This window comes from Hymenobacter koreensis, assembly GCF_039541855.1.
Classification (GTDB): domain Bacteria; phylum Bacteroidota; class Bacteroidia; order Cytophagales; family Hymenobacteraceae; genus Solirubrum; species Solirubrum koreensis.
In genome coordinates, this window is the sequence record NZ_BAABHA010000015.1 from 87,173 (window position 1) to 110,239 (window position 23,067).

Below are 23,067 nucleotides of genomic sequence, written 5' to 3' on the forward strand. Positions count from 1 at the left end.
TATGCCCGCTTCGTTTTTGGCTATGAGCAGCGTAATGGCGGCGCAGGTTGCGCCTTACATGAAATATTTCAGCCGGATAACTTCTTTCTCCGTCAGGTAACGCCAGTTGCCACGGGGCAGGTCCTTCTTGGTTAAGCCAGCGTACTGCACCCGGTCCAGGGTTTTCACCTCGTAGCCCAAATGCTCGAAAATGCGGCGCACAATGCGGTTACGCCCGATATGGATTTCGATGCCCACAAAGTGCTGGTTGCCGGCTACGGCAGCCACATCATCTACTTCTGCTTTGCCATCTTCCAGCTCAATGCCAGCGGCTATCTGCGCCAAGTGCTCTTCCGTAATGGGCTTGTCCAGCTCCACTTGGTAGATCTTCTTGTTGCGGTGCGACGGGTGGCTCAGCTTTTGGGCTACCTCGCCGTCGTTGGTGAACAGCAGCAGGCCGGTGGTGTTTCGGTCCAAGCGACCAACGGGGAAGATGCGCTCCTTTGAGGCATTCTTCACTAAGTCCATTACCGTTTTGCGGCCTTCGGGGTCGTCGGTCGTGGTCAGGAAATCCTTGGGCTTATTGAGCAGCACGTACACCTGCTTCTCGCGCTTCAGGTTGGTTTTGCCATAATGCACCGTGTCGCTGGGCTGCACTTTGTAGCCCAGCTCGGTTACCACCTCTCCGTTCACCCGAATTTCTCCGGATTCAATCAGCACGTCGGCCTCACGGCGCGAGCAGATGCCGGCGTTGGCAATGTAGCGGTTCAGACGTACCGAGCCGTCGGTTTCGGGCTCGTCGCGACGGCGCTTGTTACCGCGCGTTTTGTCCTCTTCGTAGTGCTTCAGGTTGTGGTACGATGGGGCTTCACCCACCGAATCGGAACGGCCGAACCGGTCGTTGCGGTTGCCCCGCTCCTCGCGGCCTCCAAATGGCTTGTTGGGGCGCTCGGGACGCGCACCACGTTCCGTACGCTCAACGCCGCCAAAACGGCTGCTGCTACCCGGCCGGTCGTCGCGGCTGGGACGGTCGTTACGCTCGAAGCGGCTGGTGCCACGGTCATCGGCACTGGGGCGGCCTTCGTCGCGGCGGCCAAAAGCTCCGCCGGGGGCACGTCGGTCGTTGCGCTCGAAGCGTTGCGGAGCATCTCCCCGGTTGGGGCGCTGGTCGCGGCGGTCTTCGTAGCGGGCAGGCTGCACAGGACGGTCGTCGCCACCTTTCAACTGCTTCGGACGGTCGCTGAAATCCTCCGTGTCGCGGTTGCCACCGAACGGACGGCGGTCATCGTTGCTTGGGCTTGAACCAAACGAACGACGGTCGTCTCCGAAACGGTTGCCTTTGGGCGGGCCAAACGAGCGGCGCTCTTCGCCAAAACTACGGCCAGCCGGGCGGCGGTTGCGGTCGTCGCCCTCGGGACGGCGTTCAAACCGACGCGACGCGGCGTCATCGGGCGCGGCGGGGCGGGGCGGCTTGTTGAAACGGCCGCGCATGAAGTCATCGGCATCGTCTTTATCGGCGGGCTTGGGCTTAAAAGGGCGCTGGGGCCGGTCGTCACCGCCAAAGCGGCTGTTACCGCCAAACGGACGAGCCGACGGTCCACCGCCGAAGCGCCGGTCGTCGTTACCACCGGGGCGGCTCCCGAACGAGGGCTTACCAAAGCTGGGCTTATCTGAGGGGCGGCCAAATGCCGGACGCGACGAAAAATCAGAAGAACCCGCGTCGCGACGCGGAGCCGGGCGGCGGTCGTCGCCGCCAAAAGAGGCTTTACCGCTGTGCCGCGGCGTGGAATCGGGCCGGCCCGGGCGGCTGCCGGGGCGGGATGAATGCTGTTTCTTGCCCATGGTGGGGAGGATCAGGCGCACGGCATCGCTGCCGGGCAGTAAAAGGGTATGACGGCTTGGCAACTAAACGTTACCGACCAAGTTTTTGGTGCGCTATGCAACGAGGCGTAGGCTGAAAACAGCGCCCGGATTCACTGGACGGCCCCGCCCCGAGGAGCGAAGTACCGGCCGGCAAATCCGGGCGGCGGCTGAGAGGCAGGCAACGGTTAGTCGCGGCGTGCCATTTTAGCTTCAATGGAATGTTGGGTATGCGGTACGGCCCGCAGGCGCTCTTTCGAAATGAGCTTGCCCGTGCCGATGCACACGCCGTAGGTTCCGTTTTTGATGCGGATCATGGCGTTTTCCAACTGTTGAATAAACTTCATCTGACGCGAAGCCAACTGATTCAGGCTTTCCTTTTCAGCCGTGTCGGCGCCGTCTTCCAGCATTTTAGACTGCGAAGCGGTGTTGTCGGTGCCCGAATCGTTACGACGGCTTAGTGTCTCTTTGATAAATGACACTTCTTTCCGTGCTGCGGTCAGCTTTTCCTGGATTATGGCTTCAAATTCGGCCAGATCTTCCCGGGAGTAGCGTAGGGGTTCTTCACTCATGGTGGGTCAGGAAAATGATGTAAGTTATTCGTAATAAACGGGTTACAAAGTATTCTTAGTTCCGGAACACCGCCTTCTGAAACCCCAACAGTAGCGCGGCCGTATTAGTTGCCCTTGTGCGTTACTCAACTGCTGTGGTTGGTAGGTGACCGGAGGTAAGTTCACTCCGTTTTCGGCCGCAAAGCTACGGATTTGGCTTCGATTCAGCTACGCTTGAGCTTTTATCACTCAGAAGCCCAGCATGTGTATAGCGGTTACAGCCGCCTCCACGCCTTTGTTGCCGTGCTTGCCACCGGCCCGGTCCCAGGCTTGGGCTTCATCTTCGGTGGTTAGTACCCCAAAGATGACAGGCTTGTTGAACTTTAGCCCTACATTCATGAGGCCCTGCGCCACGGCGTGGCTGATGAATTCGTCGTGACGAGTTTCGCCTTTAATTACTACCCCCAAGCAAATCACGGCATCTATTTCCTCGTGTTGCGCCAGCAATTGGGCACCTAGTCCGAGTTCGAAGCTGCCGGGTACTGTATTGCGAAAGATGTTGTCGGGGTTGGCGCCGTGCTTGATAAGTGTTTCGTACGCCCCTTGGGCCAGGGTATCGGTTATGGCACGGTTCCATTCGGCTACCACCAGTCCGAAACGTTTGTCGCTGATGTCGGGGAAGTGGTCGGAGGTGTAGTCGCTTAGGTTTTTCAGGGATGTGGCCATAAGGGCGGAACAGGGTTCGGTTACAGGGCGCAAATATCCGCTTTCTTCCGGTTCTGGATCTGAAGCACCGGTGCGGTCTTTAAATAGAAGCGCCGCTTCCGTGGAGGAAGCGGCGCTTGCCATTCTACTTAAACGGGCAGACTACTTGGCAGCAGTGCCGGCCATGGCCTGCGCACGGGCACGCATAATCTTGGCATCGTTCAGCTCGGCGGCCGTGGGGTAGTCGTTGATGATGCGGTCGTAATCTTGAACGGCGCCGGCATAATCGTTGGCCATTTCTCGGGCCGTGGCGTGCTTCATCAGGTAGCCCGGCGTGAAGAATTCGTTGGCGTTGTGGTCGGCCGCTTTCTGGTAGTAGTTAGCGGCTTCGGCATACTTCTTCAGTTCCATGTTGGCGTCGCCGATGAGGGCGTAAGCGCGAGCCTGGATCAGGAAGTCGTCGGAACTGAAGTCTTCCAGGTAGTCAATGGCTTTGGCGTACTGGCCTTCCTTCAGAGCGCCAGCACCGGCATAGAAGTTGGCTAGGTTGCCTGCCTTGGTACCGCTGTACTCTGTAGCAATGGTTTCCAGTCCGTCGTACTGTCCGTCGCCCTTGAGGGCTTTCTTCACCGAATCGGCTTCCCAGTAGTTTACCGCCTGGAACATGGCAGTCTGGGCTTTCTCGTCCTGCGACTTGCGCCAGGTGTAATAGCCAAAGCCAGCCACCACGGCTAATACGATGGCGGCCAGAACACCGAAGAGGATGTTCTTGTTACGGCGCACAAATTCCTCCGACTCCCCTAAGCGGGCAGCCAAGGCATCCGGGTCTTCCATCAGCGGATGTTCCACTGGCGTATTCAGGCCCGGCTGGCCTTCGGTCGGTTGCTGTTGCGGCACTTGGCCTTGCCGTGCTTGCGGCGACTGGCCCGTGTAGGGAATCTTAGACATGTAGAAGAAAAAGCGCCGGCTTGCGTTTTGACCGGCTTACGGCTTGCTTGGTTACTCGCGGATGAAGGGATAGTCCTCCTGCACGTACACGTCGCGGTACAATTCTTCGGCAGGTGGGTAAGGTGAGTTTTCGGCGAATTCAACCGACTCCATCACGATGCCCTTGATTTTTTCGTCGATGGCGTTCAGCTCGTCTTCCGACGCCATGCCTTGCTCCAAAATGGTAAGCCGCACGTTCTCGATGGAGTCGCGCATGCGGTACTCTTCCACTTCTTCCTTGGTGCGGTACTTGGCCGGGTCCGACATGGAGTGGCCTTTGTAGCGGTACGTTTTGAACTCCAGGAAAGAAGGGCCTTCGCCGGCGCGGGCACGCTCGGCGGCGCGGGCTACGGCGTTGTGAACTTCCTCTACGTGCATGGCATCCACGGGCTCCGAGGGCATGTCGTATGCCTCCCCAATAGTGTACAGCTCCGTCACGTTTGAAGTACGCTGCACCGAAGTACCCATCGCGTAACCGTTGTTCTCCACCACGAAGATGACCGGCAGCTTCCACAGCATAGCCATGTTAAAAGCTTCGTGCAGGGCACCCTGGCGTACGGCGCCGTCGCCCATGTAGCAGATGCAGAGGTTGCCCGTCTTGTTGTACTTCTCGGCAAAAGCAATGCCGGCACCCATTGGTACCTGACCGCCTACAATGCCGTGGCCACCCATAAACCCGACTTCTTTGTCGAACATGTGCATGGAGCCGCCCTTGCCTTTCGAGCAGCCGGTTTGCTTGGCAAACAGCTCGGCCATGATGGCGTTCGGCGAGCTGCCCAATCCTAGTGGGTGGGCGTGGTCGCGGTAGGCGGTAATGTATTTGTCGCCTTCGCGCAGGGCCGATACGGCACCGGCTACGCAGGCTTCCTGGCCAATGTAGAGGTGGCAGAAACCTTTAATCTTTTGTTGACCGTACAGCTGACCGGCCTTCTCCTCGAAGCGGCGCATGAGCATCATGCTCTCGAACCACTTCATGTAGGTTTCCTTGGAGAAGGCGCCTTTGCTTGGGGTTTGCTTCTGGGCTTTGCCGGCTTTTGCTCCGGCGGCCTGCACTGCACCTTCCTGCACCGGCAAAACCGGATCGGGTTGCTGTTGCTCGGCGGACTCAATGGCTTTACCGTTCGACTTGGAGGCCGAACCCTTAGCACTGGTTTTCGCTTTACCAGCCGAATTGGATGCCTTCGAGGCAGCCTTTACTTTCGTATCCGCCATTAGTAGCTGTTCTTGTTCGCGTTTTGGAATGCGAAAGTACGTAAAAGCATTGCAACTCCGAAACGCCCTTCTTGCATGACCCTGGACTCGCTGCACCTCCTATTCTTTAAGAACTACGACGAGGCCAATCTTAGTTTCTCCCCTCACATTAACTGCTTTGTGGGCGAGAACGGCAGCGGCAAGACCAACCTCCTCGACGCCATTCATTACCTTTCGCTTACCAAGAGCGCGTTTTCTACGGCCGATGCCCAGTCAATGAAGCAGGACGCCGATTTCTTCGTGGTTAAGGGCTCATTCTCCATGCCCGACACGGGCTCTACCGATACCATTCAGTGCAGTTTACGGGCTGGGCAGAAGAAGGTGATTACGCACGACAAGCAGCCTTACGAACGGCTATCCGACCACATCGGGCGTTACCCCGTCGTCTTAATTTCTCCCTACGACACCGATATAATCCGGCAAGGCAGCGAGGAGCGGCGCAAGTACTTCGACAGCCTGATGTCGCAACTTGATCATGTCTACTTGGAGTTACTTATTCAATACAGCTTTTTACTCCGACAACGCAACGCCTTGCTGAAGCAATTTGCCGAACGCCACACCTTCGACCGCGACTATTTGCAGGTGCTCGACGAGCAAATGGTGCCGGCTGGTGAAAGGCTCATTCAACTTCGGCAAGAGTTTCTAACGACTTTCATTCCGGTTTTCCAACGGCATTACCTGGAGCTTTCTGACAGCCGCGAGGAGGTAACGCTTGATTACAAAAGCCAGCTTCCAGACGAGAGCTTTGCCGCCCTTCTGCGAGCAAATGAGCGTAAGGACCTAAGCCTTCAACGTACCACGGTGGGGCCGCACAAAGACGATTACACGTTTCTAATGAACGGCCTATCGGTGAAGCATTATGCTTCCCAGGGTCAACAGAAGTCCTACGCCATTGCGCTCAAGCTGGCTCAGTTTGAGGTCATGGCGGAACGCAAGCAACACAAGCCCTTGCTCCTGCTCGACGATATTTTCGACCGCCTAGACGAGCGTCGCATAACCCGGCTTCTGCAGTTGGTAGCGAACCACACTTTCGGTCAAATTTTTCTGACTGATACTCACCTCGACCGCACCGACCGGGTACTGGCTGGCCTCTCGGAACAAATTGCCCGTTTCCGGGTACATCAAGGCACGGTGGCACCCGTTTAGGCTGCGCCCGGCCGTACCTTTGCCCACGGGTGCAGCTCATGCCCTCCGCGCATTATTGTAACATTTTGACCTTGAAAAACCGCAGCAAACCCGAGAATTCCCGGCAGGCCGATATCGTTCCGCTTAAGGACGGTATTCAGGCATTGCTCAAGGCTTACCGCCTGCAGGGTAAGTTAAACGAGGTGCACGTGGTATCGAGTTGGGAGCGAATCATGGGACGCGCCGTGGCGCTGAAAACCCAGGAGGTCTACTTCCGAAATGGAAAACTCTTTGTGCGCCTCACCTCTTCGCCACTCAAGCACGAGCTGTTTATGGCAAAGTCTAAGGTTGCCGATGTTATCAACAAAGAGGTAGGTGAGCAGCTAATTCAGGAGGTGGTGTTTCTATAATATCTCCTCACTTCGACTTCTCCAGCGCCCGGTTTCTTCTGAAGCCGGGCGCTTCTTTTTTATATCCTCTTCAGCTGAGCAAAGCCACTTCTACCAGCCGCCGTTTGCCGACTTAGGGCCCTGCTTTCATACTCACCTGCCTGCTCCTGAACTTACGAGACCTGGCTCTTGCTGGCCTTAGTATTGATTTTGAGAAGCCCCTACTTGCCTCGTTTTGGGTTGCCGCCACCCAGTTGCCTTTACCCCCAAACCTTTAATAAGTGAACTATTAACCCTTGTTTGTATGAGTGTCTTCCGTGTTGCTATTATTCACCGAACCTACCTTTTATAAGCTCCAGATTTTAGCTAGCCCGCTACGTGTGGCTAAACTGGTTGTTACAGCAATAGAACAAAATGTTCCACGTGAAACATTAGCTGTTCACTTAGGCCCGTACATCTTTAACAGTAGCTCATTATAAGCCTCTAGCAGGGCAATGTATTTGGCTTGAAGCGCCATTAAGGCCTTTGTACAGTCTTGATCCACAGCTTGTAACACCTGTTGACGTGTTACAGTGGAAGGTGTTACAACAGGCGGTGTAAAGTGTAACTGAGACTGAACAGGTGTGTCAAAATCATTTGTAAAGTCGTGTTGTATCACCTCCCCCACCCGCTTTACAAAGCTGTAATCAAGTGTTGCCTCTTTGAACTTACGGTATATCGTAGGACGTGTAATACCCAGTTCCTGCACCAGGTGGCTGATGGAAATTCCGCTGTTTTTAATTGCTTCCTGCAGGATTTCGCCGTGGTGTGCCATTCAAGGGGGAGGTATTTCAGAGCAGAGTGTAAAGATGACACTTTTGTTCGATGTAACAAAATACAAACTGTGTCATTTGTGATACAATACATCAAGTGTAACACCGAAAATGAGACATGATACACTTTACATTTACACGTTACAACTGATACAGTTACAAATTGCGTGTATTTTACACGTTACAAAGCAGTGAAATAGAGGGCTTGGGAGTAGGACCCAACTGCAATGCGGAGGGCTGAGCGAAGCACTGTAAAATTTTGTGGTAAACAGGAAGTAAAAACAAGCGAGCCACTCCGGCTGATAGCAGCGAAGTGGCTCGTGTGCAGAGGCTGTGCTGAGTAAGAAATTCGAGGCAGCGTTACAACCTCAATACAGCGGCGGCACGGTCAGGATAATCGGTGGTGAAGCCATATATACCTAGCTCCGTCAGGCGAAGCATGTCGGAAGGCTCGTTAACCGTCCAGGCTATGATGGGTAGGTTAAGACCAGAGCACAAGCGCAGGAATTCGTCGGTGAGTAAGGTAAAATCGGGACCTAGAAATGTCGGCTGAAACCCGAGTTGCTCCAGGTGTTCGGCTAAGGGCAGCTGGTCTTCAATGAGCAGACAAGTGGGCAATGCCGGCACTGCTTGCCGAGCCTCTTGCAGCACCCGATGGTCGAAGGAAAGCAGGGTTACGCGGTTACTGAAATCGGCTTGGCTTATCACCGTTAGTACGGCATCCAAGAAGGCCGCGGGCTTCGGATGGAAGAGTTCATCGGTAGCAGCGGTACTCTTAAGCTCGACGCTGTAGCGGGGCAATGGTAGGCAGTGGAGCTGCGCGTAATCATCTACTGCCGCAAAAACTTCACTTAGCAGGGGCTTGTACGCCGGCAGGCTCTGCTGCTCGGGAAACGCCGGGTGTGGCAGCTGCCCACAATCACAGCGGCGAATTCGTTCGTAGGGCTCCTGGTATAGGTTGAAGGCCCTGCCTCGTTCAGGCGTGAGTTGCTCACCATCGGGACCAAGGCAAACCAGATGGTTTAGCCACGGCTCGTGCGATACGACCACCTGGCCATCGGCGGAGAGGACTACATCAAGCTCTAAACCCGATATAGGCCAATGCAGGGCGTGCAAGAACGCCGGCAAGGTATTTTCGGGGCGTAGGCCCCGGCAACCACGGTGACCGTAAACATGGGGGCGGTGTGCGGGCATGGATTTTGGGCATTGATAAATACAACGGTATGCGGCATACGCAAAGAAGGCAGGCCGAGTATTAATGACCAGAAGGCGGAGGAGCGGAATGCCAGCCGGCTAAAGCAGGAACTGGAAGTAGGCTGTAATCGGTTGAGAAAGCGCTGCTTTTACCTGCGGAATTTAAAAGACTTAACCAGACCTGAGAGTAGGGCGCTGGCAACAAAGGGATATTTTTGAGGATCCAATCCTAACCCCAACAACATGAAACGACTTCTGCTAGTCCTATTGCTAATTGCCGTGGTGGCAGGCGGCTACTGGTTTTACCGCGACCTGACGACCGGACCGAAATACGCGCTGGCCCAGGCGGCAAAAGCCGTGAACGACCACGACGTTGCCACCTTCGAGAAATACGTGAATGTGGAAAGCGTTACCGGCAGCCTGGTAGACCAGGTAACAGCCCAGAGCAGCATACTGGGCATGCTGAACCCGGCTAGCTTTCTAACGAAGGGCGCCCTGGGCCTGGCCAAGCCGCAGATTGCGCGCGCGGCCCGCAAGGAAGTACAGCACTTTGTGGAAACCGGCTCACTAGAAGCGGCAGCCGAAAGCACTCCGCAACGCTTGGTGAAAGTTTCGATGGCGGGACTGGCCAGCAAAGTGGTGAGCCCGGAAAGCAGTTTCAAGGGCGTGAAGTACGTGAACGAACAAGGTGAGCAAGCCCTGGTAGGGCTGGAATTTACTCAGCCGAAATTCGACACGACGATGGTTCTGGAAGTGAAGATGCGCGACCGTGGCGACTACTGGCAGGTGACCGAAGTAACCAACCTCGGTGAGATGCTCAAGCACGTGGCGCGCCTCGAAAAGAACAAGGTGTTCGGCGGCCGCTAATGGGCACGCAGGCCTGAGAGAAGCCAAGCTGGTTTAAAAGGATATAAACGCAAAACGGCCCGGTGTGTAGCACACCGGGCCGTTTTGCGTTTCACGTGGAAAGCGAATTTTATGATTTACCCCGGCCAGCCATGAGGTAGTACAGAATTAAGCCTAGCACAGGAAGAATTATAATAATGGCAACCCAGAGCAGCTTCTTACCCAGCGACCAAGGCTGACGCAGAACGTCAAGAATGGCCACAATGTCCAGTATCAGAACAAGAGCACCCCAAACAGTGTAGCCGCCCATACTGTCGCGGCGCGAGCAGCTGCTGAGAACAAAGCTGGAAATGACAGCGAACAATACCGCAAAAGGACGAAAGGGTACGGCGAGGACAGAAGAACGATTCATGTGAATTGGTTGCGTTTGTGGTGTGGGGGAATGATTTGCCACTTTGTACGCAAGTATTCGACATAGGATATAAAAGAAGCTGGCTGACGGCGTAACTAATTGACTAATAGAACACTAAGCGAGAAACTGGCGAATTTGTAGGAAGAAATTGAGGATGGATTGTGGTAACATTATGATTGTGAGTACAATACCATACAGCGCCCCATAGAAGTGGGCATCGTGGTTGATACCATCGGCGGCAATACGCCGGGACTGGTAGTAGGAATAGGCCAAATAGATAGCGCCCCAGATGAAGCCGGGAATTTCCAGCGGCAGGGGAAAAATCATCAGCTTGGCCGTGGGCATGAGCAGGATGCTGGCGAAGATGACCGACGACACCCCGCCCGAAGCACCCAGGCTGCGGTAGTCGTAATCGTCGCGGTGCTTGAAGTAGGTGGGAATGTCGGAGACGACGATACCACCGAGGTAGAGCAGCAGGAAAAGCAACAGCCCGTTGGTGGGGCCAAAGGCATCGGCGTAGAAGTAGCGGGCCGGGCGGCTCAGCGAATAAAACGCGAGCATGTTAAACGCCAGGTGCGAGATGTCGGCGTGGAGGAAACCGGAGGTGATGAAGCGGTACCATTCGTTGCGCTTGCGCACGAGGTAGGGCGACATGATCCAGCTTTCGGTAAGGCCGGGGTTCGACCACGCGTACATGGAAACGGCGCAGGTTACGCCGATCAGAATCAGGACAGCATCAAATTGCATGAAGGAGTGGTTAGGTGTTGATGGTTGTCAGTTGTCGGTGGTGGAAAGCGCGTGGGCAAGGGCCACGGCTTGCTTCTGCGTAAACAATACATAGCGCCAAGGCCTGTACCGACAACTGATAACTGACAACTATCAACTGACACTCACCACTGGCTTCTTAACTCTCGCGCTCCATTAGCTGCAGGGCCAGGCCGCGGAGCAGGGCTTTGCGCTCGGTGGGCACCTGCACGGCGTCCAGATGAAAGAGGGCGTCCTGGAAGTACTCGTTGATGAGGGCCTCGGTTTGCGGGCGAATCTGGAGCTGATCGTAAACGGCCGTAACGGCCTCTACTTTGGCTTCAGCGGTTTCGAGGGTGTTCCGACCTAGCCAGGAGCGTAGCGTGGCGTTCTGGGGCTCGTTTGCCTGCTCCAGGGCGGTAAGCAACAGGAAGGTCTTCTTGTCGCTCACAATGTCGCCGCCCACGCGCTTGCCGAAGGTGGCCGCGTCGCCATACACGTCGAGCAAATCGTCGCGGAGCTGGAAGGCAATGCCGATGTCGGTACCGAAGCGGCGGAGGTGGTCGGCATCTTCAACGGAAGCACCGCCGAGGCGGGCACCCAGCTCCAGCGCGAAGCCGAGGAGCACGGCCGTTTTCAGCCGGATCATGTCGATGTACTGGGCAATGCTGACTTGCGGCTCGGTCTCGAAGTTCATGTCGAGTTGCTGGCCTTCGCAGACTTCGGCGGCGGTTTGGCTGAAGCGCTGGAGCATCTCGCGCAGCAGGGTGGGCTCGATGTCGAAGAGCAGCTCGTAGGCGCGCACCAGCATCACGTCGCCGGAAAGAATAGCCACGTTGGGGTTCCACTTGGTGTGCACCGTGGGCTGGCCGCGGCGCAGCGGGGCCTGGTCCATGATGTCGTCGTGGAGCAGCGTGAAGTTGTGGAAGACCTCAACGGCCAGCGCGGGCTTGAGGGCCAGGGGCTGCCAATTGTCGGTGAAGAGCTGGGCGCCGAGCAGGGTGAGGAGCGGCCGGATGCGCTTGCCGCCCATGCGCATGCTGTAGCGAATGGGCTCGTAAAGTTCTTCGGGGGTTTCGCCGTAGCGCAGGGCGGCTAGGGCGGTGGTGAGGGCACTGGAGAATACGGAAAGATCCACGGGGGCAGGCGGCAATTTTGGCTACAAGGTACGGAGGCGGGGCGGCACGCCTGGGGTTGCTTGCGGGTGGGGAGGTAACCGGAGTTTGGAGAAAGGGTTTCAGCCGCACTAAGAAGCCATGCGGTACGTTAACCGGCACAAGCAGCTTGCATTGTATTACCACCACCAAATCCGTTTTAAGCATGCTACTTCGCCCTATGCCGTGGATCATCGTTTTGACTCTCGGGCTGCTACCACAATGGGTACACGCGCAACGATCCTACAACCGCTGGCAGATACCCACTCAGGTTCCCACTGATAACCCTCCTCCAAAAAAATCAGTCGCTAAAGACGAGCCCGCCGAGAAGTCAAAAACTGTAGTTAGTCCCCCAACTGGCACAACTGAGAGGCTCTTTCACGTTCAACAAATGCCGCAATACCCCGGAGGAATAGAGGCCCTGAACCATTACATCCGCAAGAACCTGAAACGCCCAAAGGGCAAACGGCTTTCAGGGCAGGTGCTGGTTTCGTTTACTGTGTTGCAAAACGGTAGCATAACCGGCGTACACGTAAAGCCAGGCAACGGACTTGATCCACGCCACGACGTGGCGGCAGTGGAGTTGATAAGTAACTTGAAGGGGTTTGAGGGAGGCAAACTCGACGGACAGCCCGACGACATTGAAATTGCCCATCCGGTAGTATTCCGGTAGCTGTAGTTGTGCAATCCACCAAAAAAATCGACCCCACCGGCAGCGCGCCAGTGGGGTCGATTTTTATCTTCTTAAAGCACTAGCTAGCCGTGGTAGCGGCTGCGGTTTTTGCGGCCACCGCCGCCGCCGCCAGACTTACCTCCGCCCGACTTGCCACCGGGACGGCCTCCGCCGCTGCCGCCGCCACGGGGGCGGTCGTCGCGGTTGCGGCCGGCGTAGCCGTCGGATTTGCTGCGGCCTTCGCGGCGCTGGTTGGTGCCGCCGCCAGGCGTTACCAGTTCCAAGTCGATGGTGCGGTCGAGCAGGTTGGCGGCTTTCACGACGACTTCCACCTTGTCGCCGAACTTGATGATGCGGCCGGTACGCTGGCCAATCACGCGCATGTTGTCCTTGTCGAATTCGAAGTAATCCTCCGGAATATCGGCCAGGCGGGCCATGCCTTCGCTCTTGGTCTCGCCCATTTCCACGTACATGCCCCACTCGGTAAGGCCCGATACCACGCCGGTGAACTTCTCGCCCACGTGCTCGGCCATGAACTCGACTTGCTTGTACTTGATGCTGGCACGCTCGGCCTGGGCGGCCCGCTTCTCGCGCTCGGAGGCGTGCTTGCAGGTGGCTTCCAGGTCGTCGGCATCGGCACTCTTGGCGCCGTGCAGGTAGTCTTCCAGCAGGCGGTGGGCCATCATGTCGGGGTACCGACGGATGGGCGAGGTGAAGTGCGAGTAGTGGTCGAAGGCCAAGCCGAAGTGACCCAGCGGCTCGGTGGTGTAAATGGCCTTGGACATGGCGCGCACGGCCAGGGCTTGAATCACCGATTGCTCGGGCTTGCCTTCTACCTCCGCCGTGAGCTTGTTGAGCACCTTGCTCACGTTCGTGTTTTCGTCGAATTGCAGGCTGTGGCCGAACTGCCGCGCAAACTGCGCGAAGTTCTCCAAGCGGTCGGGGTCGGGTGCATCGTGGGTGCGGTACACCATAGTGAGGCGCGGCTTGCGGGGCTTCAGGCGGAACACGTAGTCGGCCACCTTGCGGTTGGCCAGCAGCATGAATTCCTCGATCAGCTTGTGCGCGTCCTTGCGTTCCTTGATGAACACGCCCACCGGCTTGCCTTCTTCGTCGAGCTTGAACTTCACCTCGGGCGCTTCAAAGCTGATGGCGCCCTTGCGGAAGCGTTCGGCCTGCAGCTGCTTGGCAATGCGGTTGAGCAGGTTCACCTCGTCGGCAAAGTCGCCCTCGCCCGATTCAATGCGCTCCTGGGCCTCTTCGTAGGTGAAGCGGCGGTCGGAGTGAATAACGGTGCGGCCAAACCAGGAGTCGTAAAGCTTGCCTTTTTCGTCGAGCTCGAACACGGCCGAGAAGGTCAGCTTGTCCTCGTTCGGGCGCAATGAGCAAAGCCCGTTCGAGAGGCGCTCGGGCAACATGGGAATGGTGCGGTCGACCAGGTACACCGAGGTAGCGCGGTGCTTGGCTTCCTTTTCCAGCCGCGTGCCGGGCAGCACGTAGTGGGTCACGTCGGCAATGTGCACCCCGATTTCGTAGTGGCCGTTTTCGAGCTGGCGCAGCGACAGGGCATCGTCGAAGTCCTTGGCATCGACGGGGTCGATGGTGAAGGTGGTGATATGGCGGAAGTCGCGGCGCTTGGCAATTTCGGCCGGCGTAATGTCTATCGGAATGGCGTTGGCTTCAGCTTCCACCTCTTCGGGGAATTCGAAGGGCAGGCCGTACTCGGCCATGATGGCGTTAATCTCAGCCTCGTGGCCACCGGCGGGCCCGAAGGTGCGCACCACCTCGCCTACCGGCTGGCGGCCGGCTTCGGTGGGCCATTCGGTAATCTTCACCAGCACCTTGTCGCCGTCCTGGGCCTCGCCCAAGGCGTGCGGTGGCACAAACACGTCGAAGTACAGCTTCTTGTAGTCGGGCTGCACAAAGCCGAAGCCGGCCTGCATCTGAATGCGGCCTACCACTTCTTCCTTCACGCGCTCGAGCACTTCCACCACGTCGCCGGTGGGTTTCCCGTCGCGGTTCTGGCCCATGCGCACTTTCACGGTGTCGCCGTCCATGGCAAAGGCTAGGCGGTCGGTAAACACGCGCAGGTCCTCGGGCAGCTCGTCGCTCACAATAAAGGCAAACTTGGTGTTGGCCAGGTCCACGGTCCCGGTAATGGTGGGGCCGTGTTGCGCGCGGTGTTCCCGCAGGCTGCCGGGGCGGCGGCTGCGGTCGGTGGTGCCGGGCAAATCGAAACCAGCCGAACGCCGACGGTGCACCAGCGGGCCGGTGGCCTGCAGGTCGTCGGAAGGTTCTTCCACCGGACGCTCGGTGCGCGGCTGATAGCCGGTTGTAGGTTCGGCCGGCTGGCCACGGCGCGGACCACGGTCCTTGGCGGGCATGTCGCGGTCGGGGCGCTCCGAGGTGGAGGCGCGACCGGGCAGCTCTACCAGGCGGTAGTCGTCGTTGCTGAGTAGGGCAATGTGGCCGCTTTTCTTGAGGCCTTTAAGCACGTCGAAAATCTCGTCGCGCTGCTCTTTGGTGGTTACGCCTAAGCGGCGCGCCAGCTGACGATAGTTGAACACCTTGCCGGGGTTATCGGCGAAGATGCGGAAGACGAGGGTCTTGTTGATGCCAGCCGGGGCGGCTTGGTCACGGCGGCGGGCCGGGTCGCGCTGAGGGCGCGGGGCGTCCGAATCGTTGTTTCTCTTCATGTTGAAAAGGGTCGCCGCCGGGCTGCTTTGGTAGTTTCTGACGGGCGGCGAATTAGCTGAAAAAAGCAGGCCGATGCGCACCGCGTTTCGGGCGGGCCTGCGGGATGAATATGGGTGCCGGCGCATTTTTGTTGCGCCCGACGGGGTGAAAGTGGTCTAGTGTTCGAAACTCGACCCACTTAAGTTGTGCGAAAGATCAGAACTTCTGAATACTTCACGGGATGTTGACGTGCTGCGCAGGTGATACACGTGAGGCGGGCGCCAGGGTTAAAGCGGTTTTTAGGCGCTATACGCTACGCTCGGGGTTGTAGGCGCAGTCGGAATGGGGTTAATTAATTGTTGTGATTAAAAGGATTGTAATGGCTGCTTCTGGTCTCGTAATGCCGAGCGCAGTCGAGGCATCTCGCCGGATAGTGAAGTTACTCTCGCACGTCAGCACGCGAGATGTCTCGACAAGCTCGACATGACGGGCTGGTTTTAGCCTCGGTGTGGCTTCCCTCCTACGCCAGCTGCCGCCTTGCTACGGCAGCGCGGATGTCGGCCGGCTCGTCTTTGGGAATGGCGGCCAGCAGGCGCTGGGTGTACTCGTGCTGGGGGTTCGCGTAGACCTGAGCGGCGGGGCCCTGCTCTACGATTTTGCCCGCGTTCATTACCAGCAGCCGGTCGCTCATAAACCGCGCTACGGAAAGGTCGTGGGTGATGAAAAGGTAGGTGATGCCGAAGTCGCGCTTGAGGTCGTTGAGCAGGTTTAGCACCTGCGCCTGCACCGATACATCCAGCGCCGAGACGGATTCGTCGCAGATGATGCATTTCGGCTGCAGCGCCAAAGCCCGCGCAATGCAAATGCGCTGGCGCTGGCCGCCGCTGAACTCGTGCGGGTAACGCAGGTAGTGTTCCTCTTTCAGGCCCACGGTACGCAGCAGTTCCAGCACACGGTCTTTTTGCTGTTTGCCGGTGCCGCCCACGTTGTGCACGCGCATCGGCTCCAATATGGCTTCGCCCACGGTCATCATGGGGTTCAGAGCCGCGTACGGGTCCTGAAACACCATCTGAAAGTCTCGGCGACGACGGCGCAGCTCCCCGGTTGGCAGCTTGGCCCAGTCATCCCCATCGAACAGAATACTGCCCGAAGTTGGTTCCACCAACCTCAACAGGGTCCGGCCGAGCGTGGTCTTGCCGCAGCCCGACTCCCCTACCAGCCCCACGGTTTCGCCGCGGTTAATGTCGAAGCTCACGCCATCGACAGCCCGCACGACTTCGGTAGCCCGCCCGAAAAAGCTTTTGCGAATGGGGAAGTGCACGTGCAGGTTTTGCACGCTCAGCAACAGCTCGCCGGTGGAGGTGTGATAGGAAGCGGTGTGCGTTCCTCCTGCTTGTACATCCGCGGCGACTGACTCGACGGGAGCAGTGGCTACGGATGGTGCGGCTGCATCGGGTACGGACTGGCCGGTTTCCAATAGCGGCGCGGCTTCAAAACCTACCAAAGCGTCTTCGGACCGTGGAACATCGGAATGTTCCACGGGAAACAATTTGGAGGAATCGGGTTCAATTACAGGTACGCCGCCGGCTAGTACAGCGTCTTCGTTAGCAGGGCTTTGCAGTGAAGCGGTTCCGGTACTAAAAAAGCTACCGGCGGCATCTTCCCGCATGAAATCAGCCACGGTGGGCAATCTTTTTTGACCCAACGACAATTTCGGTCGGCAGGCCAGTAGGCCCTTGGTGTAGGGGTGCTGCGGGTTAGTGAAAATGTCGAGCACGCGGCCCTGCTCCACCACCTTGCCGCGGTACATCACCAGAATGCGGTCGGCTATTTCAGCTACCACGCCCAGGTCGTGGGTGATGAAAAGCACGGCCGTGTTGCGCTGCCGGCGCAAGTCGTCGATGAGCTGCAGGATGCGGGCCTGCACCGTTACGTCGAGGGCGGTGGTGGGCTCGTCGGCAATGAGGATGGCGGGCTGGCAGGCCATGGCCATGGCAATCATCACGCGCTGCTTCTGGCCGCCGCTGATTTCGTGCGGGTAGGCCTTGAAGATTTTCTCGGGGCGCGGCAGCTGGGCTTCGGTGAACAGCTCGATGGTGCGGGCCGCGGCCTCCTGCTTGCTCAGGCTGGTGTGCAACCGCAGGGCCTCCACCACTTGCGCCCCGCAGGTGTGCACGGGGTTCAGGGAAGTCATGGGCTCCTGAAAAATCATCGAAATTTCGTTGCCCCGGACCTTTTGCAGCTCTTTTTCCGAGAGCCGCAGCAAATCCACCTCGCCGCCCAGCGCCTCCGACTGAAACCGCGCCTCTCCCCCACTCAACTGGCCGGGCGGCATGGGAATCAGCCCCAGCAGGGCCAACGACGTCACCGATTTGCCCGAACCCGACTCGCCCACAATGGCCACCGTTTCGCCCGCACTGAGCTGAAACGACACGTTTTCAACCGCGCGGATATTGCCGCGGTGCGAAGCGAAGTCGATGGTCAGGTTGCGGACGGAGAGAAGCGGATACGACACAGGAAATAGCACAGACTTTAGCTTGCGTAGCTGCAAGAACGGCAGGAATTGGCGTAAAAATTCAACAACCCGCACGAGAGCCACGCAGGCCCTATTTGTTGGTTTGGGTTAGGTGAAATTCCAGGTCTTTACACGTCGAAGGACCTGTTGTGCCAATCTGTTGCTCTCTGTTGCTTTGACTGAACTACCAACATCGCTAGTCCCGCAATCAAGAAGCTAAGCAGTATGCTAGCGTTGAAAGCAGCATCCATAGTAACTCTGCTTTGCACTTCAGTAACCTTCCAAAAAGCAGCTATGGGAAGATGCAAAGCAGCGCCTGCTACAAAAAACCAGATTCGCTTCTCAATTCTTATCTCAAAGACTTTAGCAAGCGTAATCAACAGAAAAATATCAATTACCAAAGGCAACCAAGTTGTATACAAGGCGGCTGTAATCATCGAGAAGGCAATGATATAGGAGTTTTCAGGTAAGAAATTCAGCATATCTTCACTACCAGCCTGGTTCGTAAGATTGTATTTGAGAATTATAAAATACAAAACCCAAATGCTTAGGTCTTTAACCACTACGTAGAATACTAGCCGCCTTTTCATTGCTGAGAGTTGTAAATAATAGTTTCAAGATAACTCAATCGAGAGCCTTCAACTGACTAAGCCTATAAAACACAACAGCCCGCACTATTTAGTGCGGGCTGTCTTAAGTCAACCAAACCGGCGGTGCAAGTTGAAACCTACACCACCTCCGCTGCTTCTGCATCGGGTCGGTGCTGGCTTGGCTCGGGCTGCTGCACCTGCTTCTGCTCTTCGTGGTGCTGGAAAAACTTGCTCTGGTTGAGCAGAATGAAGACCACACCCAGGAAAATGGCGGCGTCGGCTACGTTGAAAATGGGCCAGAGCGAGACGTGCATGTTGCCCACCAGCGGCCAGGAAGCCGGCAGGAAGCCCTCGTACAAGTCGAGGTAGAACATGTCGATAACCTGCCCGTGAAACCACGGCGTGGGGGCGCCGAAGGGGGCGTTATCGTAGATTTTCCCGTAGAAAATAGAGTCAACAAGGTTGCCGATGGCGCCGCCCAAAATGGCTGATATGCACCAGAGCAGGCCTTTCGGCGCGCCGCTTTTCCAGAGGTGGTAGATGTAGTAGCTGATGCCCGTAACAGCCAGCAAGCGGAACGAAGTCAGCAGGACTTTACCATAAGGAGCCGGTAGTTCCACGCCGAAAGCCATGCCGGGGTTCAGCGTGTAATGCAGCTTAAACCAGTCGCCGAGGAGCGGGATTTCGCCCGGCATGCCCGGCTGCATGTAGGCGTGCACGGCCCATTTCACCACCTGGTCGATGACGATGACCAACAATGCGAGCAGGTAGTATTTCCAATACTTCATGTTAAGGCTGATCTGGCCGCGAGCAGAAATTGCACTGTGAATGGCACAACATCACACCCCAATTACATACTCTGCAGCATAAAATTCCGCTGAGCTTTGTGCTGACGAATTGATCCTTTCGGACCGAAAAACAAGGATTTTGAACCGTTTCAAACTACCCCGGCCGCGTTTTATGCGCCGGTGTGCCGGACAGCGAAATTAACGGGAGTTGCCCGTTAAAATGCCGAACGTCATGTCGAGCGCAGTTGAGACATCTTGCCGGATAGTAGTCTTCCTGTGAAAGAGCAGGTTACTACCTGAATTCAGCACGCGAGATTCCTCGGTCCCTTGCTTGATGCGCAACATGCTCGGAATGACGTTCTGGAGGATTGAATGATCAGCTTTTTACGACTTCCAATTGCACCGGCACTTTATACTCGTCGAATTCAAGCACTGTGCCGTCGCCTAAACCGCTGGCCAGATCGAGTGACAGGGCTTGGGTTTCGGTGCGGATGTAGTCGCCGTAGTTCTGCACGGCCTGCACCAGCTCGGGCTGATCGGCGCCGAGCGTCACGCGGATTTTGTCCTGCACTTCCAGGCCGCTGTCCTTGCGCAGGTTCTGCAGGCGGTTCACCAGCTCGCGGGCCACGCCTTCATGGCGCAGCTCGTCGGTTAAAGTCACGTCGAGGGCCACGGTGAGCGGGCCGTCGGTGGCCACGAGCCAGCCTGGCAGGTCTTCGGTGCGGATTTCCACGTCGTCGGGTGCCAGCGTTACCGGCTGACCTTCAACTTCTACCGCCAGCTGACCGGCTTTCTCGAGCTGGCTAATTTCCTCCGGCGTCATCTGCTGAATGCGGGCGGCCACAGCCTTCAGGCGCGGCCCGTACTGCTGGCCGAGGCGCTTGAAGTTGGGCTTAACTGACTTCACTAATACGCCTGAAGTATCGTCGAGGAACTCCACGTGCTTCACATTCACCTCGGCGCAAATCAGGTCTTCCACCTTGCCTACCTGCTCGCGCGTCGTCTCGGTAAGCACCGGCACGAGGATGCGCTGCAGCGGCTGGCGCACTTTCAGCACCGATTTTTTGCGCAGGGAGTGCGTGAGCGAGCTGATGCGCTGGGCCAGGTCCATGCGCTCTTCCAAGGCCTTGTCAATCAGTGCTTCTTCGGCCTGAACCAGCTCCGTGAGGTGCACCGATTCGTAGCGCAGCGGGGTGCCGCGTTCCACGGCTTCGGCGCGCATGCCGTCGGTCATGTTCTTGTAGAGCCACTCGGCGAAGAAGGGCGCAATGGGCGACATCAACTGCGCCACCACCACGAGGCACTGCTGCAGGGTTTCGAAGGCGGCTTGCTTGTCGGCCGTCAGCTCGCCTTTCCAGAAACGGCGACGCGAGAGGCGCACATGCCAATTGGAGAGCTGATCAGTCACGAAATCCTGGATGGCGCGGGCGGCTTTGGTGGGGTCGTAGTTGTCGAAATGGCCCTGCACTTCGAGGATGAGCGACTGTAGCTTGCTCAGAATCCAGCGGTCCAGCTCGCTCAGCTCGGTCAAGGGCACGCGGTCGAATTCGCGGGCCTGGAAGCCGTCGAGATTGGCGTAGAGGGCGTAGAACGAGTACGTGTTGAAGAGCGTGCCGAAGAAGCGACGCTGCACCTCCGTGATGCCTGCCAGGTCGAACTTGAGGTTGTCCCAGGGCTGGGCGTTGGCAATCATGTACCAGCGCGTGGCATCGGGACCAAACTGGTCGATGGTTTTGAACGGGTCGATGGCGTTGCCGAGGCGCTTGCTCATCTTGTTGCCGTTCTTGTCGAGCACCAAGCCGTTGGCAATGACGTTTTTAAACGCCACCGAGTCTTCCAGCATCACGCCCAGCGCGTGCAGGGTAAAGAACCAGCCGCGGGTTTGATCGACGCCTTCGGCAATGAAATCGGCCGGAAAATTCTTCTTGAACTGGCCTTCGTTTTCCAGCGGATAGTGCCACTGGGCGTAGGGCATAGCGCCGCTGTCAAACCACACGTCGATGAGGTCCGTCTCGCGGTACATGGGCTGGCCGGAGGGCGACACGAGGAAGATATCGTCGACGTACGGCCGGTGCAGGTCTATTTTCTCCCCGTTGGCGTAGGGGTTGTGGGTCATGATGTCGGCCGCTACGGCCTTATCAATCTCCTGCTTAAGCTGCTCCACCGAGCCGATGCAAATTTCCTCCGAGCCGTCCTGGGTGCGCCAGATGGGCAGTGGCGTGCCCCAGTAGCGCGAGCGGCTCAGGTTCCAGTCCACCAGGTTTTCCAGCCAGTTGCCGAAGCGGCCGGTGCCGGTGCTTTCGGGCTTCCAGTTGATGGTTTTGTTGAGCTCGATGAGGCGGTCCTTCACGGCCGTGGTCTTGATAAACCACGAATCGAGCGGGTAGTAGAGCACAGGCTTATCGGTGCGCCAGCAGTGTGGGTAGGTGTGCTCGTACTTCTCCACCTTGAAAGCCCGGCCGTTGCCTTTCATGCGGATGGCAATGCTTTCGTCGAGGGTCTTGTAGTCGGCGCCCGACTCGTCGTGGCCGTCGTAGTTTTTCACCCAGCGGCCGCCAAATTCGCCCATCTGGGGCACGTAGCGGCCGGTGCGGTCGACAATGGGCGTGGGCTTGCCCTCGGCATCGGTGAGCAGCAGCGCGGGCACGTCGTTGAGTTGCGCCACCTTGAAGTCATCGGCGCCGAACGTGGGCGAGATGTGCACGATGCCGGTACCGTCTTCGGTGGTTACGAAGTCGCCGGGAATCACGCGGAAAGCCCGCTCCTCCCCTTCGAAGGCCGGGAAACCTTTGTCTTGGCCGAACAAACGCTCGTAGTTGATACCCACCAACTCAGAACCTTTGAACTGGCCTTCAATGCGCCAGGGCAGCACTTTGTCGCCGGGCTTGAAGTCTTCCAACGAAGCGTCTTTGCCCTTCTCGGTGAAATGACGACCTACCAACGCCTCCGCCAGCACAACCCGAATGGGGGCGTGGGTATAAGGGTTAAAGGTGCGAACGAGCACGTACGGAATGTTCTTGCCTACGGCCAGACCGGTGTTGCCGGGCAGGGTCCAGGGCGTAGTCGTCCAAGCCAAGATGTAGGTTTCGGCGTTGCCATCAGCTCCCGTAAACAGCTTCTCCGACTTCTCATCCCGCTTCACCTTGAACTGGGCCACGATGGTCGTGTCCTTCACGTCGCGGTAAGTGCCGGGCTGGTTCAGCTCGTGCGACGACAGGCCGGTGCCGGCCGCCGGCGAGTACGGCTGAATGGTGTAGCCCTTGTAGAGCAAGCCCTTGTCGTAGAGCTTCTTGAGCAGCGCCCAGCAGCTTTCGATGTACTCCGGCTCGAAGGTGATGTACGGGTCGTTCAGATCGACCCAGTAGCCCATCTTCTCGGTCAGCTCGTCCCACTGGTGCTTGAAGCGCATTACCGTTTCGCGGCAGCGCTGGTTGTACTCCTCAATGCTGATTTTCTTCCCGATGTCCTCCTTCGTGATGCCCAGCTCCTTTTCCACCTGCAGCTCGATGGGCAGGCCGTGGGTGTCCCAGCCGCCTTTGCGGTTTACCTGGAAGCCTTTCAGGGTTTGGTAACGGCAGAAGATGTCCTTTACCGTGCGCGCCATTACGTGGTGGATGCCGGGGGCGCCGTTGGCCGAGGGCGGGCCTTCGTAGAACACGAAGGTTTCCTTGCCCTCGCGGGTACTCACGCTCTTCTCGAAAATGCCGTTCTGCTTCCACCAATCGAGGATATCGGAACCTACTTTGGCGTAGTCGAAGGGTTGCTTGTATTCGGGGTATTTCATCGGGAAAACTAAGGCAGCTGATCAAAAAGGTC

The 23,067-nt window shown here is 57.5% G+C and carries 19 protein-coding genes; 4 read left to right on the forward strand and 15 right to left on the reverse strand.

Features of this window, described 5'->3' with window-relative positions; all coding sequences use genetic code 11:
• Positions 1-54: 54 nt before the first annotated feature.
• The 5 genes from ABD903_RS19150 to pdhA form a co-directional block, all read right to left on the reverse strand.
• On the reverse strand, positions 55-1,842 hold the full coding sequence (locus ABD903_RS19150; protein WP_345226917.1) for a pseudouridine synthase: 1,788 nt from the start codon (positions 1,840-1,842) through the stop codon (positions 55-57).
• A 185-nt stretch (positions 1,843-2,027) separates the two neighbouring features.
• Positions 2,028-2,411, reverse strand: coding sequence for a TraR/DksA family transcriptional regulator (locus tag ABD903_RS19155; RefSeq protein WP_345226918.1), 384 nt, complete (start codon positions 2,409-2,411; stop codon positions 2,028-2,030).
• Positions 2,412-2,639: 228 nt separating this feature from the next.
• Positions 2,640-3,116, reverse strand: coding sequence for a 6,7-dimethyl-8-ribityllumazine synthase (ribH, locus tag ABD903_RS19160; protein ID WP_345226919.1), 477 nt, complete (start codon positions 3,114-3,116; stop codon positions 2,640-2,642).
• Between the two features lie 141 nt (positions 3,117-3,257).
• Positions 3,258-4,043 carry a tetratricopeptide repeat protein gene (locus tag ABD903_RS19165; RefSeq protein WP_345226920.1) on the reverse strand — a complete coding sequence of 262 codons (786 nt, stop codon included), beginning with the start codon at positions 4,041-4,043 and terminating at the stop codon, positions 3,258-3,260.
• 51 nt (positions 4,044-4,094) lie between these two features.
• A complete protein-coding gene (pdhA, locus tag ABD903_RS19170) occupies positions 4,095-5,057 on the reverse strand; it encodes a pyruvate dehydrogenase (acetyl-transferring) E1 component subunit alpha (RefSeq protein ID WP_345228105.1) in 963 nt (320 codons plus the stop codon).
• Positions 5,058-5,369: 312 nt separating this feature from the next.
• Here pdhA and recF point away from each other — a divergent pair, with 312 nt between their 5' ends.
• Together recF and ABD903_RS19180 are read left to right on the forward strand one after the other, a co-directional pair.
• Entirely contained in the window at positions 5,370-6,479 is a 1,110-nt protein-coding gene (gene recF, locus ABD903_RS19175) for a DNA replication/repair protein RecF (protein ID WP_345226921.1), read from the forward strand.
• Between the two features lie 71 nt (positions 6,480-6,550).
• A complete protein-coding gene (locus ABD903_RS19180) occupies positions 6,551-6,868 on the forward strand; it encodes a DciA family protein (RefSeq protein ID WP_345226922.1) in 318 nt (105 codons plus the stop codon).
• A 418-nt stretch (positions 6,869-7,286) separates the two neighbouring features.
• Here the strand turns inward: ABD903_RS19180 and ABD903_RS19185 are convergent, their stop codons facing one another.
• Positions 7,287-7,661, reverse strand: a complete 375-nt coding sequence (locus ABD903_RS19185; protein ID WP_345226923.1) for a DNA-binding transcriptional regulator Fis — start codon at positions 7,659-7,661, stop codon at positions 7,287-7,289.
• Positions 7,662-8,019: 358 nt separating this feature from the next.
• The gene (locus tag ABD903_RS19190; protein WP_345226924.1) at positions 8,020-8,853 is read right to left on the reverse strand and encodes a glycerophosphodiester phosphodiesterase family protein; all 834 of its coding nucleotides are present in this window, start codon (positions 8,851-8,853) and stop codon (positions 8,020-8,022) included.
• Positions 8,854-9,096: 243 nt separating this feature from the next.
• Here ABD903_RS19190 and ABD903_RS19195 point away from each other — a divergent pair, with 243 nt between their 5' ends.
• Positions 9,097-9,720 (forward strand): DUF2939 domain-containing protein, encoded by a 624-nt coding sequence (locus ABD903_RS19195; protein ID WP_345226925.1) that lies wholly within the window; start codon positions 9,097-9,099, stop codon positions 9,718-9,720.
• Positions 9,721-9,829: 109 nt separating this feature from the next.
• On the opposite strand, the gene ABD903_RS19200 is transcribed toward ABD903_RS19195, so the two are convergent.
• The 3 genes from ABD903_RS19200 to ABD903_RS19210 all read right to left on the reverse strand — a co-directional run bounded on the left by ABD903_RS19200 (position 9,830) and on the right by ABD903_RS19210 (position 11,993).
• The gene (locus ABD903_RS19200) at positions 9,830-10,111 is read right to left on the reverse strand and encodes a PLD nuclease N-terminal domain-containing protein (protein WP_345226926.1); all 282 of its coding nucleotides are present in this window, start codon (positions 10,109-10,111) and stop codon (positions 9,830-9,832) included.
• A 114-nt stretch (positions 10,112-10,225) separates the two neighbouring features.
• Positions 10,226-10,858, reverse strand: coding sequence for a rhomboid family intramembrane serine protease (locus tag ABD903_RS19205; RefSeq protein WP_345226927.1), 633 nt, complete (start codon positions 10,856-10,858; stop codon positions 10,226-10,228).
• 157 nt (positions 10,859-11,015) lie between these two features.
• Positions 11,016-11,993 (reverse strand): polyprenyl synthetase family protein, encoded by a 978-nt coding sequence (locus ABD903_RS19210; RefSeq protein ID WP_345226928.1) that lies wholly within the window; start codon positions 11,991-11,993, stop codon positions 11,016-11,018.
• 407 nt (positions 11,994-12,400) lie between these two features.
• On the opposite strand from ABD903_RS19210, the gene ABD903_RS19215 reads away from it, so the two are divergent.
• Positions 12,401-12,682, forward strand: coding sequence for an energy transducer TonB family protein (locus ABD903_RS19215; RefSeq protein ID WP_345226929.1), 282 nt, complete (start codon positions 12,401-12,403; stop codon positions 12,680-12,682).
• Between the two features lie 83 nt (positions 12,683-12,765).
• Here the strand turns inward: ABD903_RS19215 and rnr are convergent, their stop codons facing one another.
• The 5 genes from rnr to ileS all read right to left on the reverse strand — a co-directional run bounded on the left by rnr (position 12,766) and on the right by ileS (position 23,035).
• A complete protein-coding gene (rnr, locus tag ABD903_RS19220; protein WP_345226930.1) occupies positions 12,766-15,378 on the reverse strand; it encodes a ribonuclease R in 2,613 nt (870 codons plus the stop codon).
• Positions 15,379-15,878: 500 nt separating this feature from the next.
• Complete coding sequence (locus tag ABD903_RS19225) at positions 15,879-17,873, reverse strand: ABC transporter ATP-binding protein (protein WP_345226931.1); 1,995 nt, start codon at positions 17,871-17,873, stop codon at positions 15,879-15,881.
• A gap of 128 nt (positions 17,874-18,001) precedes the next feature.
• Positions 18,002-18,355 carry a hypothetical protein gene (locus ABD903_RS19230; protein WP_345226932.1) on the reverse strand — a complete coding sequence of 118 codons (354 nt, stop codon included), beginning with the start codon at positions 18,353-18,355 and terminating at the stop codon, positions 18,002-18,004.
• 245 nt (positions 18,356-18,600) lie between these two features.
• The gene (locus tag ABD903_RS19235) at positions 18,601-19,251 is read right to left on the reverse strand and encodes a lipoprotein signal peptidase (RefSeq protein WP_345226933.1); all 651 of its coding nucleotides are present in this window, start codon (positions 19,249-19,251) and stop codon (positions 18,601-18,603) included.
• Positions 19,252-19,627: 376 nt separating this feature from the next.
• Positions 19,628-23,035 carry an isoleucine--tRNA ligase gene (ileS, locus tag ABD903_RS19240; RefSeq protein ID WP_345226934.1) on the reverse strand — a complete coding sequence of 1,136 codons (3,408 nt, stop codon included), beginning with the start codon at positions 23,033-23,035 and terminating at the stop codon, positions 19,628-19,630.
• Positions 23,036-23,067 lie beyond the last annotated feature (32 nt).